This window comes from Micromonospora halotolerans (genome assembly GCF_032108445.1).
In the GTDB taxonomy this organism is placed as follows: domain Bacteria; phylum Actinomycetota; class Actinomycetes; order Mycobacteriales; family Micromonosporaceae; genus Micromonospora; species Micromonospora halotolerans.
Window position 1 is genome coordinate 514,934 of sequence record NZ_CP134876.1, and the last position, 18,783, is coordinate 533,716.

The 18,783-nt window shown below is 72.6% G+C and carries 18 protein-coding genes; 13 read left to right on the plus strand and 5 right to left on the minus strand.

Features of this window, described 5'->3' with window-relative positions:
* Positions 1-26: 26 nt before the first annotated feature.
* Positions 27-203, plus strand: coding sequence for a hypothetical protein (locus RMN56_RS02270; protein WP_313722203.1), 177 nt, complete (start codon positions 27-29; stop codon positions 201-203).
* An 8-nt stretch (positions 204-211) separates the two neighbouring features.
* Here the strand turns inward: RMN56_RS02270 and RMN56_RS02275 are convergent, their stop codons facing one another.
* The gene (locus tag RMN56_RS02275) at positions 212-514 is read right to left on the minus strand and encodes a GNAT family N-acetyltransferase (RefSeq protein ID WP_313722204.1); all 303 of its coding nucleotides are present in this window, start codon (positions 512-514) and stop codon (positions 212-214) included.
* Positions 515-658: 144 nt separating this feature from the next.
* On the opposite strand from RMN56_RS02275, the gene RMN56_RS02280 reads away from it, so the two are divergent.
* From RMN56_RS02280 to glnA, 5 genes are all read left to right on the plus strand, one after another.
* Positions 659-2,209 (plus strand): chitinase, encoded by a 1,551-nt coding sequence (locus RMN56_RS02280; RefSeq protein WP_313722205.1) that lies wholly within the window; start codon positions 659-661, stop codon positions 2,207-2,209.
* Positions 2,210-2,479: 270 nt separating this feature from the next.
* Entirely contained in the window at positions 2,480-4,636 is a 2,157-nt protein-coding gene (gene helR / locus RMN56_RS02285; protein ID WP_313722206.1) for an RNA polymerase recycling motor ATPase HelR, read from the plus strand.
* 75 nt (positions 4,637-4,711) lie between these two features.
* On the plus strand, positions 4,712-5,269 hold the full coding sequence (locus RMN56_RS02290) for an RNA polymerase sigma factor (RefSeq protein WP_313722207.1): 558 nt from the start codon (positions 4,712-4,714) through the stop codon (positions 5,267-5,269).
* A complete protein-coding gene (locus RMN56_RS02295) occupies positions 5,262-6,524 on the plus strand; it encodes a WD40/YVTN/BNR-like repeat-containing protein (protein ID WP_313722208.1) in 1,263 nt (420 codons plus the stop codon). Before RMN56_RS02290 ends, RMN56_RS02295 begins: the two co-directional genes overlap by 8 nt.
* A 114-nt stretch (positions 6,525-6,638) precedes the next feature.
* Positions 6,639-8,063 (plus strand): type I glutamate--ammonia ligase, encoded by a 1,425-nt coding sequence (glnA, locus tag RMN56_RS02300; RefSeq protein WP_313722209.1) that lies wholly within the window; start codon positions 6,639-6,641, stop codon positions 8,061-8,063.
* A gap of 15 nt (positions 8,064-8,078) precedes the next feature.
* On the opposite strand, the gene RMN56_RS02305 is transcribed toward glnA, so the two are convergent.
* Positions 8,079-9,863: an N-acetylglutaminylglutamine amidotransferase gene (locus RMN56_RS02305; protein WP_313722210.1), complete on the minus strand. Its 1,785-nt coding sequence runs from the start codon at positions 9,861-9,863 to the stop codon at positions 8,079-8,081.
* Between the two features lie 177 nt (positions 9,864-10,040).
* Between RMN56_RS02305 and RMN56_RS02310 the strand changes: the two genes are divergently transcribed.
* The 4 genes from RMN56_RS02310 (at position 10,041) to RMN56_RS02325 (ending at position 13,759) form a co-directional block, all read left to right on the plus strand.
* The gene (locus RMN56_RS02310; protein ID WP_313722211.1) at positions 10,041-10,400 is read left to right on the plus strand and encodes an ArsR/SmtB family transcription factor; all 360 of its coding nucleotides are present in this window, start codon (positions 10,041-10,043) and stop codon (positions 10,398-10,400) included.
* A complete protein-coding gene (locus tag RMN56_RS02315; protein WP_313722212.1) occupies positions 10,397-11,092 on the plus strand; it encodes a cation efflux transmembrane domain-containing protein in 696 nt (231 codons plus the stop codon). The genes RMN56_RS02310 and RMN56_RS02315 overlap by 4 nt, the downstream gene beginning before the upstream one ends.
* A 155-nt stretch (positions 11,093-11,247) precedes the next feature.
* A complete protein-coding gene (locus RMN56_RS02320) occupies positions 11,248-11,664 on the plus strand; it encodes an SCP2 sterol-binding domain-containing protein (RefSeq protein ID WP_313722213.1) in 417 nt (138 codons plus the stop codon).
* Positions 11,665-11,668: 4 nt separating this feature from the next.
* Complete coding sequence (locus RMN56_RS02325; RefSeq protein ID WP_446685812.1) at positions 11,669-13,759, plus strand: amylo-alpha-1,6-glucosidase; 2,091 nt, start codon at positions 11,669-11,671, stop codon at positions 13,757-13,759.
* Between the two features lie 16 nt (positions 13,760-13,775).
* Here the strand turns inward: RMN56_RS02325 and RMN56_RS02330 are convergent, their stop codons facing one another.
* Positions 13,776-14,645 carry an aminoglycoside phosphotransferase family protein gene (locus RMN56_RS02330; protein ID WP_313722214.1) on the minus strand — a complete coding sequence of 290 codons (870 nt, stop codon included), beginning with the start codon at positions 14,643-14,645 and terminating at the stop codon, positions 13,776-13,778.
* Positions 14,646-14,766: 121 nt separating this feature from the next.
* Here RMN56_RS02330 and RMN56_RS02335 point away from each other — a divergent pair, with 121 nt between their 5' ends.
* Positions 14,767-15,483, plus strand: coding sequence for a DNA alkylation repair protein (locus RMN56_RS02335; RefSeq protein WP_313722215.1), 717 nt, complete (start codon positions 14,767-14,769; stop codon positions 15,481-15,483).
* 66 nt (positions 15,484-15,549) lie between these two features.
* Positions 15,550-15,645, plus strand: coding sequence for a BBE domain-containing protein (locus tag RMN56_RS02340; RefSeq protein ID WP_313722216.1), 96 nt, complete (start codon positions 15,550-15,552; stop codon positions 15,643-15,645).
* A gap of 1 nt (position 15,646) precedes the next feature.
* Here RMN56_RS02340 and RMN56_RS02345 read toward each other — a convergent pair whose 3' ends face one another.
* Positions 15,647-16,588 (minus strand): LysR family transcriptional regulator, encoded by a 942-nt coding sequence (locus tag RMN56_RS02345; RefSeq protein WP_313722217.1) that lies wholly within the window; start codon positions 16,586-16,588, stop codon positions 15,647-15,649.
* Between the two features lie 129 nt (positions 16,589-16,717).
* Here RMN56_RS02345 and RMN56_RS02350 point away from each other — a divergent pair, with 129 nt between their 5' ends.
* Positions 16,718-18,046: an MFS transporter gene (locus RMN56_RS02350; RefSeq protein ID WP_313722218.1), complete on the plus strand. Its 1,329-nt coding sequence runs from the start codon at positions 16,718-16,720 to the stop codon at positions 18,044-18,046.
* Here the strand turns inward: RMN56_RS02350 and RMN56_RS02355 are convergent.
* Positions 18,006-18,719: a hypothetical protein gene (locus RMN56_RS02355; RefSeq protein ID WP_313722219.1), complete on the minus strand. Its 714-nt coding sequence runs from the start codon at positions 18,717-18,719 to the stop codon at positions 18,006-18,008. The genes RMN56_RS02350 and RMN56_RS02355 overlap by 41 nt on opposite strands.
* Positions 18,720-18,783: the final 64 nt, after the last annotated feature.

The following is an 18,783-nucleotide window of genomic DNA, read 5'->3' on the forward strand; positions in this document are numbered from 1 at the left end:
GGCGGCGGTCACTGCTGCAGGCAGCGATGATCACAGTGACGGCGATGGTGGCGGCGGCAGCGGTGGTCCGCGCCGGGCGCCGGCACGCCGCGGGAGACACCCCGGCGGGCATCCTTCCGGTCCGCGGCGGTGACGGCACGGAAGCGAAGATCCCCGCGGCGCCGCTCGGCGCGTCGCCGCTCCTCACCCGCTCAGCGGACTGAGGGAGCCGCTACTTCACCTTGCGGGTCGAGCGGGCCACGATGTCGTCGTACTCGGGGTGCTTCTCCAGCCAGCCGGCCAGGAAGGGGCAGATGGGCACCACGGTCCGTCCGTTGGCCCGCGCGTCGTCCATGACCGCCCGGGCCAGGAGCGAGCCGACGCCGTGCCCCTCGAACTCCGGGACGACCTCGGTGTGGGTGTAGGCGATGATGTTGCCGGTCAGCTGATAGGTGACCAGCCCGGCCATCGTGCCCGTCTCGTCCCGCGCCTCGAACCGGTCCCGCTCGGGCACGTCCGTCACCGTGAAACCCATCCCGCCATCCAACCACGGTGCGCCGGGATCCACCGCCGGAAGTGACCGCCGCGACACGGCGTCCTGGACAGTTACAGTTAACAAACCTAATAATTGTGCATCCGTCGATGTCTCCGACGGCCCACCCCGTATCGGGAGGACCGGATGCACCGCACCGCCCGTACCCCGTTCCTGGCCGCTCTCGCGGCACTCGCCACCGCTGCCGCGACCGTGGTGCTCGCCGCCCCGGCGCTGGCCGCCGGGCCCACCGCCGCCTTCACCAAGACCTCCGACTGGGGCACCGGTTGGGAGGGCAGGTACACGATCACCAACGGCGGCGCCAGCACCATCACCGGCTGGCAGGTGGCCTTCACCCTGCCGGCGGGCACCACCCTCGGCTCGTACTGGGACGCCACGGTCAGCAGCGTCGGCCAGCGGCACACGTTCACGAACCGGTCCTGGAACGGCACCATCGCGCCCGGCGCCTCGGTGTCGTTCGGCTTCCTCGCCACCGGATCCGGCTCGCCCACCGACTGCACCCTCAACGGCGCCCCGTGCGGCGGCGGCACCCCGACCAGCCCGCCGACGACCACCGCGCCGCCGACGACCAGCCCGCCGCCCACCACGACCCCGCCGACCACCACGCCACCGACCACCACGCCACCGCCGACGGACCCGCCGGCCGGCGGGCTGCCGAAGCACGCGTTGATCGGCTACCTGCACGCCAGCTTCGCCAACGGCTCCGGCTACCTGCGGATGGCCGACGTCCCCCCCGACTGGGACATCGTGAACCTGGCCTTCGGCGAGCCCACCTCGGTGACCTCCGGGGACATCCGCTTCCAGCTCTGCCCCGTCGCCGAGTGCCCCAACATCGAGACCGAGGCGGAGTTCACCGCCGCCGTCCGGGCCAAGCAGCAGCAGGGCAAGAAGGTGCTGCTGTCCATCGGCGGCCAGAACGGGCAGGTCCAGCTCACCACGCCCGCCGCCCGGGACACCTTCGTCCGGTCGGTGTCCGCGATCATCGACCGGTACGGCCTCGACGGCCTGGACATCGACTTCGAGGGCCACTCCCTCTACCTGAACCCGGGCGACACCGACTTCCGCAACCCCACCACCCCGGTGGTCGTCAACCTGATCGCGGCGATCCGGGCCCTGAAGCAGCGCTACGGCGCCGGGTTCGTCCTCACGATGGCTCCGGAGACGTTCTTCGTCCAGCTCGGCTACCAGTTCTACGGACCGGGCCCGTGGGGCGGGCAGGATCCCCGCGCCGGCTCGTACCTGCCCGTGATCCACGCCCTGCGCGACATCCTCACGGTGCTGCACGTGCAGGACTACAACTCCGGCCCGATCGTCGGGCTGGACAACCAGTACCACACCATGGGCGGAGCGGACTTCCACATCACGATGACCGACATGCTGCTCGCCGGCTTCCCGGTCGCCGGGAACGCCACCGCCGTGTTCCCGGCGCTACGGGAGGACCAGGTGGCCTTCGGCGCACCGTCGTCGACCAGCGCCGGCAACGGCTACGTCGCTCCGGCGGGCGTGCAGCAGGCGGTCACCTGCCTGGTCAAGGGGCAGAGCTGCGGCGGCTACACGCCGCGCAGCGGCACCAACCCGGGCTTCCGCGGCCTGATGACGTGGTCGATCAACTGGGACCGGTACTACGGCGGAGAGTTCCGGCTCCAGCACGGCCCGTTCCTGAAGGCGCTGCCCTGACCCCGCGCCGGCGCCCCGGGTCGCACCGACCGGGCCCGGGGCGTCCGGCCGGCGGTCGTCCGTGGACACGAAAAAAGGGAGCATCTGCTCCCTGCCACTTTCAACATATATCGCACCGGGGGGCTTGCGGCAAGACCCCGGTGGTGCCGCAGAATCACCGGCCGAAGCCAGCTACCTGCGGAAACGGGGTGGCGGAACGGCGCCGGTGACCCCGTGGCGCCGCCGCGGCCCCAGATCGGAAACGGTGCGTTGAATCCCCAGACCAGCAGCGTGTTCGACCTTCCCGACCGCCTCTCGCTCAAGGCCGACCCGACCCTGATCGCCCGCGACGAGGAGCACTTCGCGGCCATGGCGGAGAGCCTCGAGCGGCTGTCCGCCGACCTGTCCGACCGCCTGGACGCCGCGCGCCGCGCGCCCGGCGGCAAGGGCCGGCAGGCGTCGGACCGGGACGAGGAGGTCCGCCGCCTGACCGCCCGGCTGCGCAGCCTGCACCGGTACGGCGTGGACCTGTGCCTCGGGCGCATGGTCGGCGCCGACGGCAGCGAGCCCGTGTACGTCGGCCGGCGTGGCCTCACGGACAGCGCGGGCCGCCGGCTGCTGCTCGACTGGCGCTCCCCCGCGGCCGAGCCGTTCTTCGGCGCGACCCACGCCAACCCCATGGGTCTGGCGAGCCGCCGCCGGTACCGCTGGACGCAGGGCCGGATCACCGACTACTGGGACGAGGTGTTCACCTCCGACGGCTGGGAAGGGCACGCCGCGCTCGACGACCAGTCGGCCTTCATCGCCAGCCTGGGCGGCAGCCGGTCGAACCGGATGCGGGACGTGCTCGGCACCATCCAGGCCGACCAGGACGCCATCATCCGGGCGGGATCCCGCGGCGCTCTCGTCGTGGACGGCGGTCCGGGCACCGGGAAGACCGTCGTGGCCCTGCACCGCACCGCGTACCTCCTCTACGCCGACCCGCACCTCGGTCACCGCCGGGGCGGCGTGCTGTTCGTCGGTCCGCACCAGCCCTACCTCGCGTACGTCGGCGACGTCCTTCCCAGCCTCGGCGAGGAGGAGGTGCAGACCTGCACCCTGCGCGACCTCGTCCCCGAGGGCGCCACGGCAACCGTCGAGGCCGACCGGGACGTGGCGCTGCTGAAGTCGTCCGCGAGGCTCGTCACGGCGATCGACGCGGCCGTCCGGTTCTACGAGGAGCCGCCGGTCAGGGGGATGACGGTCGCGACCGACGAGTCCGAGATCTGGCTGAGCGCCGACGACTGGGCCGCCGCGTTCGACGCGCCGGATCCCGGCACCCCGCACAACGAGGCACGCGACCAGGTCTGGGAGGAGCTGCTCACGATCCTGACCGACAGGCACGACGGCGACGAGCCGGCCGACCAGCTCCGCCGGTCCCTGCTGCGCAACCGGGAGCTGCGGACGGCCTTCCACCGCGCGTGGCCGCTGCTCGAAGCGACCGACCTCGTCGGGGACCTGTGGTCGGTCCCCGCCTACCTGCGCAGGTGCGCCCCCTGGCTCAGCCCCGACGAGGTCCGGCGGTTGCAGCGTGCCGACGCCCGGGCCTGGACGGTATCCGACCTGCCGTTCCTGGACGCGGCACGGCAGCGTCTCGGCGACCCCGGGGCGTCCGGGCGCCGGCGCCGGCACGACGCCACGGTGGCGGCCGAACGCGCGCGCATGGCCACGGTCGTCGACGAACTGATCGAGGCCCACGCCTATGACGACGGTGAGGGTGTGCTGTCGAGCCTGCGTCAACTCGATCTCCAGGATGCCCTGGTCGACGAGGCCGGTCTGCCCGGCGCCGACCCGGACCTGCTCGCCGGCCCGTTCGCGCACATCGTCGTGGACGAGGCGCAGGAACTGACCGACGCGGAGTGGCAGATGCTCCTGCTCCGCTGCCCGTCCCGGAGCTTCACCATCGTCGGGGACCGCGCCCAGGCCCGGCACGGGTTCACCGAGTCGTGGCAGGAACGGCTCGAACGGATCGGTCTCGACAAGATCCGCCTGGCCACCCTGAGCATCAACTACCGGACACCGAAGGAGGTCATGGCGGAAGCCGAGCCGGTCATCCGGGCCGTGCTCCCGGACGCCAACGTGCCGACCTCCATCCGCGGCGGCGTCCCCGTCGTACACGGATCCGCTTCCGATCTCGGCTCGATCCTCGACACCTGGCTCGCCGCGCACGCCGAGGGGGTCGCCTGCGTCATCGGCGACCCCACGTTCCGGGAGACGTCCCGGGTCCGGTCGCTGACCCCGGAGCTGTCGAAGGGCCTCGAGTTCGACCTGGTCGTCCTCGTCGACCCGGGGGCGTTCGGCGACGGCATCGAGGGCGCGGTGGACCGCTACGTCGCGATGACCCGGGCGACCCAGCAGCTCGTCATCCTCACCAGCACCGGACCGGCGGTCGCCACGCGACGATCATGAGCGCCGCGGGAGATGTCACCGCACGGCCCGCTCGCCGGTCGTACCGGGTGAAGTGATGACACGGGAGGGGACGATGTGGACCCACAGCAACAGATCAGACAGGTGTACGCCACCTCGGCGGCCCGCCTCGTCGCGCAGGTGTACGCGATGACCGGCGACTACGCCGAGGCGCAGGACGTGGTGCAGGAGGCGTTCGTCCGGGCGCTGGCCCGGCCGGGGCGCTTCCGCGAGGTGACCAACCCGGAGGCCTGGCTGCGGACGGTGGCGTTGAACGTCGCCCGGTCCCGGCACCGCCGCCGGGTGCTGCTGCACGGGCTGGTCCGCTCCGGTCGCCTCGACCCGGCGCGGCCCAGCGCTCCGGCGCTGTCCCCGGATCACGTCGCGCTGGTGGCGGCGTTGCAGAAGCTGCCGCGGACGGCCCGGGAGACCGTCGTGCTGCATCACCTCGCGGACCTGCCCGTCACCGAGGTGGCGTCCACCATGGGCTGCTCGGTGGAGGCGGTGAAGACCCGGCTGGTCCGGGCCCGCCGCGCCCTTGCCGAGCATCTCGGCGAGGACGACCCGGCCCCGCTGGTGCCGGCGGCCTCCCACGGTGTCCCGACCCGCCCCGACCGGAAGGCCCGCCATGCCTGAGCTGAACTTCGCCAGCCTCAACGCCGCCGCCCAGGCCGGGTTCAAGCCGCACTTCGAGCAGGTCGTCGCCTCGGCGCGCCGGCGCCGTCGCCGGCGTCAGGTGGTGACCGTCGCCACGGTCGCGCTGCTGCTCGCCGGCTCCGGGGCCTCCGTGGCGGCCCGGTCCGGCGACTCGGGCCCGCCGGTGGGCCGGTTCGCCACCGACCGTACGCCGGAGTTCATCCCCACCCCGGGTGGCACACCGACCCCGGGCGCCGGCCCGCAGATCGCCACCGGCCGGCCTGCCGCCGGCGACCTGACCCACGTCTACCTGCGCTGGACCGAGTGCCGGGGCTGTCCCCCGAAGTGGGCGGGCACCGACGACGGCGGCCGGCACTGGCGCACCGGTCCGCTACCCGTGCCGGCCGACGCCATGGTGGACCTGCGGGCGGCCGGACCGCGCACCGTGGTGGCCCACTACGTGCCGCGGTCGGCCCCGGACAGCAGGTCCGGCCGGTGGATCGCCAGCGCCGACGGCGGGACCACCTGGCGCGAGGTGACCGTGCGGCCGGTGGATGCCCTACCGGCCGGCTGGCGGGTCCTCGGCCGCCAGCCCGGCCCCACGCAGGACCCGATCATCGCCGCCGACCCGGCCACCGGCGACCTGGCGCAGCTCACCCGGCCGTCGACCCTGCGCAATGCGGCGGTGGTCGAGACCGTGCCCGCCGGGGCCGGGCTGTGGGTCAGCGGGTTCACCGGTGAGCGCATCGCGCACGACGACCGGATCATCGGCACCGGCGGTGCCGTCGAGGTGAGCCGCGACGGCGGTCGGACCTGGTCCCGGCACGAGTTCCCGGACGACCTCGCGGCCTCCGACGACGTCGGTGGCCCGGCGGTCGCCACCCGGGACGGCCGCACCGTCTACGCGCTCGGCCGGGTGCGCGGCTCCCTGGTGGTCTGGCGCAGCACGGACGGCGGCGGCACCTGGACGCGGACCGCCGCGACGGCCCGGGTCGGCGACCGCACCATCCGCGCCGCGGTGCGGCCCGACGGTGTCCTGGCGGTGCAGGCCGGCATCTCCGCCCGGGAGGACCCGCTGATGTTCGCCAGCTCCGACGCCGGCGCGACGCTGCGCCCGGCGCCGCTGGGGCCCGGCGCCGACGCCCGCCCCGTGCCGGACGGGTACGTGCAGACCGGCTGGCCGGACAGCAAGGGCGCCTGGCTCTCCACCGACGGCGTCACCTGGACGTGGCTCGACCCGCCCGAGCTGCCTTGAGCGGAGCGGGTGCTCCCGGCGGTCCGACCGCCGGGAGCACCCGCCGGGTGTACGCCGGCGCAGAACGGGTAATCCCGGGCGCTCAACCGCCGTGTCGATGCGCCAGGGGGACGTGTGTTCGCCAATCCCGAGGAACTGCTGCGCTACCTCACCAACGAGGACGTGAAGTTCGTCGACGTACGTTTCTGTGACCTGCCCGGCGTGATGCAGCACTTCAACCTGCCGGTCGAGTCCGTCGACGACAGCCTGTTCACCGACGGCCTCGCGTTCGACGGTTCGTCGATCCGCGGCTTCCAGACGATCCACGAGTCGGACATGCTGCTGCTGCCCGACGTCGCGTCGGCGTTCATCGACCCGTTCCGGGCGCAGAAGACCCTCGCGTTGAACTTCTTCATCCACGACCCGTTCACCCGCGAGGCCTACTCCCGGGACCCGCGCAACGTGGCCAAGAAGGCCGAGGCGTTCCTCGCCGCCAGCGGCATCGCCGACACCGCCTACTTCGGCGCCGAAGCCGAGTTCTACATCTTCGACTCCATCCGCCACGAGACCTCCGCCCACCAGTCGTTCTACTACATCGACTCGATCGAGGGCGCCTGGAACTCCGGCCGGGAGGAGGAAGGCGGCAACCGCGGCTACAAGACCGCGTACAAGGGTGGCTACTTCCCCGTCCCGCCGGTGGATCACTACGCCGACCTGCGCGACAGCATCGTGCGCCGCCTGGTCGACACCGGCTTCACCGTGGAGCGTTCGCACCACGAGGTCGGCACCGCCGGCCAATCGGAGATCAACTACAAGTTCTCCACCCTGCTGCACTCCGCCGACCAACTGCAGCTGTTCAAGTACATCGTGAAGAACGAGGCCTGGGCCAACGGCAAGACCGCCACCTTCATGCCCAAACCCCTGTTCGGCGACAACGGCTCCGGCATGCACACCCACCAGAGCCTGTGGCTGAACGGCGAACCCCTGTTCTACGACGAGACCGGCTACGCCGGCCTGTCCGACACCGCCCGCTGGTACATCGGCGGCCTGCTGCACCACGCCCCGTCGCTGCTGGCCTTCACCAACCCCACGATCAACTCCTACCGGCGGCTCGTGCCCGGCTTCGAAGCGCCGGTCAACCTCGTCTACTCGCAGCGCAACCGCTCCGCCTGCACCCGGATCCCGGTCACGGGTAGCAACCCGAAGGCCAAGCGGGTCGAGTTCCGGGTGCCCGACCCGTCCAGCAACCCCTACCTGGCGTTCTCGGCGATGATGATGGCCGGTCTCGACGGCATCAAGAACAAGACCGAACCGCCGGCGCCGATCGACAAGGACCTGTACGACCTGCCCCCGGAGGAGTGGGGCGACGTCAAGCAGGTGCCGGGCTCGCTGCCGGAGGTGCTCGACGCCCTCGAGGCCGACCACGACTACCTCCTCGACGGCGGCGTGTTCACCCCCGACCTCATCTCCACCTGGGTGTCCTACAAGCGGGCCAACGAGGTCGACCCGGTGCGCCTGCGCCCCACCCCGCACGAGTTCGCCCTGTACTTCGACTGCTGACGGCGCCCGCCCGGGTCAACGGATGCCGTGGGACTGGAGCCAGAGTTCCAGCAGACCGAGCTGCCAGAGCTTGTTACTGCCGGCGGCCGCCTGCGCCCGGTCCGGTTCGGCGAGCAGCTCGGCGACGTATTCCGGCCGGAACAGGCGGCGTTCACGGGCGGCCGGGGCGGCGAGGGCCTCCGTGACGAGGTGCCGCACCGGCCCGTCGACGTTGCGCAGGGCGGGCACCGGAAAGTAGCCCTTCGGCCGGTCGATCACCTCCGCGGGCAGCGTCTCCCGGGCCACCTCCTTGAGGATCCCCTTGCCGCCCTGCGCCACCTTGTGCTCCGGTGGGCAGGCGGCCGCGAGGGCGACGAGGTCCTGGTCCAGGAACGGGGTACGCACCTCCAGCCCCCACGCCATGCTCATGTTGTCCACCCGCTTCACCGGGTCGTCGGGCAGCATCAGGTGCGTGTCCAGGCGCAGCACCGCGTCGAGCGCGGTGTGCGCCCTGGGCGCGGCCAAATGCGCGGCGAGCAGCTCGCGGCTGGCGTCGTGGTCGCAGGCGTACGCGGGGTCGACCACCAGGTCCAGCTCCGCGTGGCTCCGGTCGAAGAAGGCGTCGGCGAACGCCTCGGCGGCGTCCTCCCGGGGCACCTCCGTGAGCGGCTGGTGGTAGCCGTAGCCGGCGAACACCTCGTCGGCGCCCTGGCCGGACTGCGCCACCTTGACGTGCCGGGCCACCTGCTCGGAGAGCAGGTGGAAGGCGACGACGTCGTGGCTGCCCATCGGCTCGCTCATCGCCACGATCGTCCGCCGGACCGCGGGCTCCAGGTCGTCGTTGCTCAGCTGGATGCGGTGGTGGTCGGTGCCGAAGGTACGGGCGACCAGGTCCGAGTAGTGGAACTCGTCGCCGCTCTCGCCGCCCCGGCTGTCGAAGCCGATGCTGAACGTCTGCAGGTGGTGCTGCCCGGCCTCGGCGAGCAGGGCCACGATCATGCTGGAGTCCAGCCCGCCGGAGAGCAGCACCCCGACCGGCACGTCGGCCACGAGCCGCCGCCGCACCGCCGTGCGCAGCGCGTCGCCGATCGCGGCCCGCCAGTCCCGCGCCGCCGTGCCGACGTGCGCCGGGTCCCGCTGGTAGTCGGGTCGCCAGTAGACACGCTCGCGGCTGCGCCCGTCGGCCTCCACCACCCGCACGGTGGCCGGCGGCAGTTTGCGTATCCCCCGCAGGACGGTCCGGGGCGCGGGCACGATCGAGTGCCAGGACAGGTAGTGGTGCAGCGCCACCGGGTCGATGCCCGTGTCGACGTCGCCGGCCGCCAGCAGCGCCGGCAGGGTGGAGGCGAACCGCAACCGCCCCGGGGACTCGGCGAGGTAGAGGGGCTTGATGCCGAGCCGGTCCCGCGCGAGCACCAGCCGGCGCCGCTGCCGGTCGACCAGCACGACCGCGAACATCCCGACGAGGTGGTGGACGAAGTCCTCACCCCACTGGGCGTACGCCACGAGGATGACCTCGGTGTCGCTGGTCGAGCGGAAGGTGTGCCCGGCCTGCCGCAGCTCGTCCCGCAGCTGCGGGTAGTTGTAGATGCAACCGTTGAACACCAGCGCCAGACCCAGGTCCTCGCGGACCATCGGCTGCGCTCCGGCGTCGGAGAGATCGATGATGGTCAGCCGGCGGTGGCCGAGGGTGATCCATCCGTCGTTCCACAGGCCCTCCCCGTCGGGACCCCGGGACCGCATCGCCTCGCTCATCCGGGTCACCGCGCGGCCGTCCGGCACCGAGCCGTCGAACCGGGCCTCCCCGCTGATCCCACACATCCTCGGGGCACCTCCTCTGGCCTGCCGGTAGACACGAACATCGCTTGCCCGTCACCGCCGGACCGGTGGCACGGCCCATGAGAGGCCGCGACTACCCGTTGGGCGGGTGGCGAAACCGGCGGGGCGGGTGGGGGCACACCCGCCCGATCAATTCCGGAGCTGGGATATCATCGCCCTGTGGCGATCGATTCCTGTGCGGCATCAGCCCCGGCCGTGGCGCTGTTCCGCTCCCTCGGTGACCCGACCCGGCTGGCCATCCTGCGCCGGATCGCGACCGGCGAGGCGCGCGTGGTGGACCTGACCGGCGAGCTGGGCCTGGCGCAGTCGAGCGTGTCGAAGCACCTGGCCTGTCTCCGGGACTGCGGCCTCGTCGACTACCGGGTCGACGGCCGCCAGTCGTTCTACTTCCTGACCCGGCCGGAGCTGCTCGACCTGCTGCGTTCCGCCGAGCAACTCCTGGCCGCCACGGGCGAGGCCGTGGCGTTGTGCCCGGTCTACGGGTCGGCGGCCGAGTCGCGGGCGGCGGTGACGCGGTGAACGTGTCGCTGCTGCCCCCGGAGCGCCGGGCGGCGCTGTCCCGGCGCAGCCTGTGGCTGGCCTACGCCACCGCCGGCTACAACCTCCTGGAAGGCCTGGTCGCCCTCGCGGCCGGCACGGCGGCCTCCTCCACGGCGCTGATCGGGTTCGGCCTGGACTCCTTCGTCGAGGTGTCCAGCGCCGCCGTCGTCATCTGGCAGTTCCGCTCGCGGGTCCCCGAGGAGCGGGAACGCGTCGCGCTGCGGCTCATCGGCGTGTCCTTCTTCGCCCTGGCCGCGTGGGTGACCGTCGACGCCGCGCGCTCGCTGCTGGCCGGAGGCGACGCGGACGCCAGCCCGGTCGGCATCGGCCTGGCCGTCGCGTCGCTGGTCGTGATGCCGCTGCTCGTCGCGGCCAAGCGGCACACCGGCCGGGAACTCGGCTCGGCGACGGTCCTGGCCGACTCCACGCAGACCATGCTGTGCACCTACCTGTCCGCGGTGCTGCTCGCCGGCCTGGTTCTCAACGCCCTGTGGGGCTGGTCGTGGGCCGACCCGATCGCCGCGCTCGTCATCGCCGGGGTGGCGGTCAAGGAGGGTGTGGCGGCCTGGCGCGGCGAGCACTGTGACGACTGCGCGTCCCTGCCCGTGTCCGACGCCCCCGGCGGGCGCGGGAGCTGCGCGGACGGTTGCTGCGCCGACGAGACGGTGTGAAGCGGCGCGCCGTGACCTTCCCGGAGGCCGCCGCTGGCGCTCTCATCGTGGCTCGCCGCTGACTTTCCCGCTCCGGCATCCCCACGGCTACGTGCGCAAACGGCAGTTCTCGCAGGTGGTGGGGCCGTAGGCTGCAATCGGGCGGGGGCAGGGGCATGAGCGATGGCATCGAGGCGTTCTTCGTGGCACTACCGGCGCGGAGGCGGGCCATGCTGCCACCGCGCGTTCGCGGGACGCTGCGCGTGGACCTGGTGACCCACGGCTCGACCGACCACTGGTACGTCGACCTCCGCGCGACGGATCAGGTGGTGGTGAACCGGAACGCCGGGACGGCCGACGCGGTGCTGACGACGACGCCCGCGGTGTTCGCCCAGCTCGTGCGGGGCGAGTCCCCCGCCACGGCCGTGCTGCTGCGCAACGACGCCACCCTGGTCGGCGACTCCCGGCTGGTCCTGGCCTTCCGGCGGTACTTCCCGCCCCCGGGCGGCACCGGCGATCCCCGGGAGGGCGCGCAGCGGCGGGCTCCCCACGGGCAGGCGTGGCGCGAGCGCCTGCGAGCCGGGATGGGTTGACGGCATGCCGATGCGGAAGTCGATCAGCATCCTGGACGGGAACACCTTCCTGGTCTGCGACGACCGTGGCGACGTGGATCCGTCGCCCAGCGTGCCGACCGGGCTGTTCTCCTACGACACCCGATTCCTGTCCACCTGGCGGTTGAGCGTGAACGGGGAACGGCTGCACGCGTTGTCGGTGGACGACATCCGGTACTTCGAGAGCCGCTTCTTCCTCGTGCCGGGCGAACCGACCCACTACGTCGACGCGACGGTGTCGGTGATCCGCGACCGCAGCATCGGCGGCAGCTTCACCGAGAACCTCGCGGTGCTCAACCACACCGACACGGAGACGACCCTGACGGTACGCGTCGACATGGCCTCCGACTTCGCCGACATCTTCGAGGTCAAGAACCCGCAGGGCAAGAAGGCGCCGGTACAGGCGATCGTGGAGGAGGGGCAGCTGCGGCTGCGCTACCGCCGGGACAGCTTCCACCGGGAGACCGTCATCTCCAGCTCCGCACCCGCCCGCGTCGACCCGGAGGGCATGACGTTCGAGGTGCGCGTACCGGCGCAGTCGGAGTGGCAGACCCGGTTGCACGTACGCACGCTGGTCCTGGGCGCCCACGAGCGCGACTTCCGCGACAGCCTTGAGCTGCGCCAGGCCCGGTCCCCGGCCGAGCTGGACGAGCAGCTGCGGCAGTGGACGGCGACCGCGCCGCGGCTGAAGTGCGACAGCTCGTCCATCACCACCGCCTACCGCCGCAGCCTCGTGGACCTGGCCGCGCTGCGCTACACCTCCATCACGATGGCGGAGGAACTGGTCGCCGCCGGGCTGCCGTGGTTCATGACCGTGTTCGGCCGGGACAGCATTTTCACCTGCCTGCAGGCCCTGCCGTTCACCCCGCAGCTCGTGCCCGCCACCCTGGGCACGCTGGCCTACGGGCAGGGCAGCCGCCTCGACGACTTCCGGGACGAGGAGCCCGGCAAGATCCTGCACGAGCTGCGCTACGGCGAGTCCGCCGGATTCGAGGAACAACCCCACTCGCCGTACTACGGCGCCGCCGACACCACTCCCCTGTTCGTCGTCCTGCTCGACGAGTACGAACGCTGGACCGGCGACGGCGCGGTGGTGCGGGCCTACGAGTTCGAGGCCCGCGCCGCTCTCGACTGGATCGACACCTACGGCGACCTGCTCGGCACCGGCTACGTCTGGTACGAGACCCGCAACCGCGACAACGGCCTGGTCAACCAGTGCTGGAAGGACTCTCCGGACTCGATCTGCCACCGCGACGGGCGCCTGCCCCCGTTTCCCCGCGCGACCTGCGAACAACAGGGCTACGCCTACGACGCCAAGATCCGGGGCGCGCGTCTGGCGCGCCTGTTCTGGAACGATCCCGCCTACGCCGACCGCCTCGAACGGGAGGCCGCGGAGCTGAAGGCCCGGTTCAACGAGGAGTTCTGGATCGCCGACGGCGAGTACTACGCCCTCGCGCTGGACGCGGAGGGAAACCAGGTCGACGCGCTGTCCTCGAACATCGGGCACCTGCTGTGGAGCGGCATCGTCGAGGAGTCCCGGGCCGGTCGGGTCGCCGAGCTGCTGCTCGGCGACCGGCTCTTCTCCGGCTGGGGCGTGCGCACCCTGGCCACCGACTGCGCCCGCTACAACCCGCTCGGCTACCACGTGGGCACCGTGTGGCCGTTCGACAACTCGATCATCGCCTGGGGTCTCTGGCGCTACGGCTACCGCCGCGAGGCGGCCACCATCTGCCAGGCCATGTTCGACGCCGCCGACTACTTCCAGGGCCGGCTGCCCGAGGCCTTCGCCGGATACCCCCGGGCCCGCACCACCTACCCCGTGGAGTACCCGACCGCGTGCAGCCCGCAGGCCTGGTCGGCGGGAACCCCGCTGCTCCTGCTGCGGGTGATCCTCGGCCTGCAACCCCACGACGAGCACCTCATCATCGACCCGGTGCTCCCACCGGGGCTGGGCCGGCTGGAACTGCTCGACATCCCCGGACGGTGGGGCCGGATCGACGCCCTGGGGCGCAGCCGCACGGCGGCCGACGGGGTCCCGCCGGGCTCGGGTGGCCAGCCGGCCCCCGGGGTGTGGTGAGGCCGGCGCTCCGCGGTCAGGGGTGGTCGGAGAGGACCGCGCCCACCGCCCGCTGGGCGAGCGCGTACATGGCGGGGTTGGTCTCCCGGTAGTAGGTCAGCGCGCTGATGAAGGTCAACGCCCAGCCCTTGCCGCGCGCCCAGGTCGCGTCGTCGAACCCCGCCGTCTCGCGGAAGACGTCGCGCGCGTCGGGGTCGAGGAGGGTCCACGCCGCCATCGCGTCGCAGGCCGGGTCGCCGACGCCCGCCGCGCCGAAATCGATCAGGCCGCGGAGGCGGCCGTCGCGGACGAGCACGTTGCCGGGGAGCAGGTCGCCGTGGGTCCAGACCGGCGGACCGTGCCAGACCGGCGCAGCCAGCGCCTCCTCCCAGATCGCCAGGACCGCGTCGACATCGACCATGCCGCGGGCGGCCTCGGTCCACTCCCGCAGGTACGCGTCACGGCCGCGCAGCGGACCGCTGCGGTATCCGGCACGGGCGCCGGCGGTGTCCGCCCGCCGCAGGCCCGCCACCAGATCGCCGAGGTCGGCGGCGAAGCCCCGCGGGTCGGTGTTGCCCTCGGTCGGGTGGTCGCCGTCGACCCAGCGGTGGACCGCCCACGGCCACGGGTACCCGTCGGCCGGCCGGCCGACGGCGCACGGCTGCGGCACGGCCACCGGCAGGTGCTTCGCGAGGACCGGTAGCCACTCGTGTTCGAACGCGACCTGCTTGACCGCGCTTTCGATGCGCGGCAGCCGGACCGTGAGCGCGTCGCCGAGCCGGTAGATCGCGTTGTCCGTGCCGCCGGAGGGCACCGGCGTGACCGGTCGGTCCGCCCACTGCGGGAACTGTCCGGCGATCAGCCGTCGGACCAGGGCGGCGTCCGTGCGTACCTCGTCCTTGTGCATCTGGCCGCCGGCCAATTCGAACCCTCCCCGTACGCGGTGTCCGTGGAGGTTAACCGCCCGCGCCGTCGGTGTCCCCGGGATTTCGGCAGCGCCGCCGCCGGTCGCGGTAGGTTGCTCAGTCATGGCCACGACCGCCGACGTCCGTCACGATCTCGCCAGCCTCGCCGACCCACGACGGGTGGCGGCACTGAGCCGGTTCCTCCAGATCACCCCGGGCGGGTACGGCGAGGGCGACCGGACCATCGGCGTGCCGGTGCCGGAGCAGCGCAGGGTGGCCGCCCGGTACTGGCGCGACCTCTCCCTGGCCGAGACGGCGGAACTGCTGGCCAGCGGCGTTCACGAGGAGAGGCTGACGTCGCTGTTCATCCTGGTGCGCAAGTTCGCCAGGGCCGACGAGGAGGAACGGGGCCGGATCTTCCGCCTCGTCCTGGCCAACACGGCCCGCATCAACAACTGGGACCTGGTGGACTCGTCCGCTCCGTACATCGTCGGGCCCTGGTTGGTCGACAAGGACCGCGGCGTCCTGGACCGGCTGGCCGGGTCGAGCCTGGTGTGGGACCGGCGCATCGCCGTCATGGCGACCTTCGCCTTCATCCGGGCCGGCGACTTCCACTGGACCTTCCGCCTCGGTGATCGGCTCCTGGCCGACCCGCATGAGCTGGTGCAGAAGGCGGTGGGCTGGATGCTGCGCGAGGTGGGCAACCGGGACCGGGCGGCGGAGGAGGAGTTCCTGGCCGGACGGTACCGGGCCATGCCCCGGGTCATGCTGCGGTACGCGATCGAGAAGTTCGAACCGCAGCGACGTCGGGAGTACCTGTCCGGCACGGCCCGTCAGTGAGCGCGCCAGCCGGAGGCGAAGGTCCTCCTGGTCGGACTGGCGGTCATCGATCGGGAGGACACGGACATGCACGATCTTTCTCGTCGCAAGCTGCTCAAGGCGAAGTACGACCCCCACAACGTCTTCCAGTACGAGCAGAGCATCCCGCCCGCGGCATGCTGACCTACGAGGCCGTCCGTACCCAGGTCGGCGTCCAGACCTCGCTGTCGGGTGTCTCCGCCCGCCTGGAGGCCAGGTGATCGCGAAGTGTGGTGAGCGCGGGATGCCGGTTGTCGTCGCGCCAGATCAGTGACATCGGGTACACCGGTGCGGGGCCCCGCACCGGTATACGCCGCAGGTCATAGCTGTCCGGCCACAGGTATCGCGTGCGCTCCCCGGCCAGCGTCGCCAGTTCCGGGGAGTCGGCGAGCTCGGCCAGCAGCGCCTCGTTTCCGAAGGCCGGCCCGGCCCGGTCGATGGTGAGGCCGAACGCGGCGGCGAGCTCGTCGTAATAGTCGGCCCATTCGGTACCGGCGGCCATTCCCGGCATCCAGATGCGGTGCTCGGCGAGCTGGGCGGGCGTGACGGCGCGGGCGTCGGCGAGCGCGTGGCGGGGCCCGACGAGAAGCTCGTGGTGCTCGTCGATCACGCGGGCGGCCCGGATCGCGCCGGGCAGGTGGCGCGCGGCGACGGTGACGGCGTGGAAGGTGGCGTCGACCGTCCCCGCCTCGACCGCGGCGATCGCGGCGTGGACGTCGGCGTCCAGGGTCACGACATCCAGCTCGATCCGCGGATGGGTGCGGTGGAAGTCCTGGAGGAGCACGGCCGGCGCGGTCCGCCGGCTGTGCACGTCGACGCGGAGGGCGCGCCGGCCGGGACGCACCGACGCGTCGGCCCGGTCCGCCACCCGGAGGAGCTCCCGGGCGTGCGGCAGGAACGCCTGGCCGTCGACCGTGAGCCGCACCCCCCGGGGCGTACGGGTGAACAGGCGCACGGCCAGGTCCCGCTCCAACCCGGCGACCCGCTTGGAGACGGCCTGCTGCGTGATCGACAGCGCGGTGGCCGCCACCTGGAACTGGCCGGCGTCGGCGGCGGCGACGAAGGTGCGCACGGCGTCGAGATCCACCCGCCGACCCTAGTCGCACAACGAACCGTTGTGGCTCGCCGCCGGCCCGGTTGTTTGATCCCGCCTCCCCGACCCTGCTGTGATCACGGCCGTCAACGGCACGGGGCCGAGGCGGGAGGTGCGAGCCTGGTGGTCAGACGATCCCTCGGCCGGCAGTTCGGCTGGCTCTGGGCGGCCTACGCGGTGAGCGCCTACGGCTCGGCGCTGGGTTTCGGTGCGATGCCGCTGATCGCCCTGCTGGCGCTGGACGCCAGCCCCGCTCAGGTGTCCGCGCTGTCCGCGGTGGGGCCGGCCGTCGGCGCCCTGATCGCCGTGCCGCTCGGACCCTGGGTGGAGTTCCGCCGCAAGCGACCCGTGATGATCGGGATGGACCTGGCCCGCTTCGCGGTCCTCATGACGATCCCGGTCGCCTACGCCGCCGGCCGGCTCAGTTTCGTCCAGTTGCTGATCGTCTCGGCCGTGGTCGCCGCCGCCAAGATCACCTTCCAGGCGGCCGGCGGCGCCTGTCTCAAGGCCCTCGTCCGGCCGGACGACCTGCTCGTGGCCAACGCGAGGTTCGAGTCGACCACGTGGAGCGCCATCGCCGTCGGGCCACCGCTCGGCGGCGCGGCCGTCGGCCTCTTCGGGCCGGTGACCACCGTGGTGGCCGACGCGCTCAGCTACCTGTTGTCCGCGCTGGGCATCACGGCGATTCGCGGCCGGGAGGACCACCGGCGGCGAGCCGACCGGCAGCCGGTCCGGGCCGGCGAGCTGCTCGACGGCTGGCGCCACCTCCTGACCCACCCCGGCCTGCGCGCGCTCTACCTCAACCAACTGCTCGTCGGCGGGCTGATCATGGCCACCGAGCCGCTGCTCGCCGTGCTCCTGCTCGGCCAGCTCGGGTTCCCGCCCTGGCAGTACGGCCTCGCCTTCGCCGCCCCGTGCGTCGGCGGCCTCATCGGCTCACGGCTCGCTCGCCAGGTCGTGGCGCGGTACGGCCAGCACCGGGTGATCCGGACGGTCGGCACGCTGCGCGCCGTCTGGCTGATCGGCCTCGCGTTCGTCCAGCCCGGCATCGCCGGCCTCGCGACGGTGATCGCCGTCGAGCTGGCGATCATCATCAGCATGAGCCTGTACAACCCGGTGCTCGCCACCTACCGGCTCGAACACACACCCGGCGACCGCACCGCCCGCACCCTGTCGGCCTGGTCGATCAGCAGCAGCGCCTCGATCGCCATCCTCAGCGCGCTCGGCGGACTGCTCGCCAACGCCACCAGCCCCCGCGCGGCGATCGCGATCGCGGGCCTGCTGATCCTCGCCAGCCCGCTGCTGCTGCCCCGCCGCCAGGACCCTCCGGTCGTGCCCGAGCGTGAGCCGGCGACGGCGCACGCCGGATCGTCGGCGGCCCCGTCGCGCGGGGCCGACGCCCCCGGTGCCCTCAGGCCAGGAGCGTCTCCCGCATCGTCGCCCCCGGGTTGATCCGGCCGACGACCCGGGGGCCGTTCGGGTCGTACACGTCCAGGGTGTTGTTGCGGCGCATCAGCTCGCGAACGGCGGGCGGCAGCCGGGGCGGGTCGTCCATGGCCGCGAGGACCTGCCCGGCGGTCGAGATGAGTCGAGCGGCCAGGGCCGCGGAGTCGGCGTCGATCCGCACCCGGCCGTACTCCCAGCCGGCGGTGGTGAGGTCGAGCAGCTCGAACACGCGGGTCACGACCGGGGTCGGGTCGGTCACCCGGTCGAGCCGGGTCGCCCCGCCGCCGACCACCGCGACGGCGGCGGCCACCTGCGCGTACGGGTGGAAGCCGCACGGGAGCGCGTACAGCGGCCACCGCAACCCGCGGCCGGCCTCCTTCCACAGCGGCCGGTAGTTCCGGCGGTGCACCAGGAGCCGCCGGCCCGTCCGACGGTGGACGTCGTGAGCCTGGGCCCGCAGGTCGTCGTGGGCCTCGTCGGCGACCTCGCCCACGATCCGGGCCGCCACCACGAGGCCGTCGTCACCGTCCAGCATCCGGGTGACGGCGTCCACCTGGTCGGCGAACCGGATCTGCGCGTGTGCACCGTACCGGTGCCGGACCTCGGCCAGCAGCGTCTGCTGCCGCTCCGGATCGAGCTGGACCCGCCCGCCACCCAGCAACCGCCGGAGCCACCGCATGTCGCCTCGTTTCAGCAGAGCCGTCCCGGACCGCGGCAATGCTATGCGTCGGACCGCCCTCGTA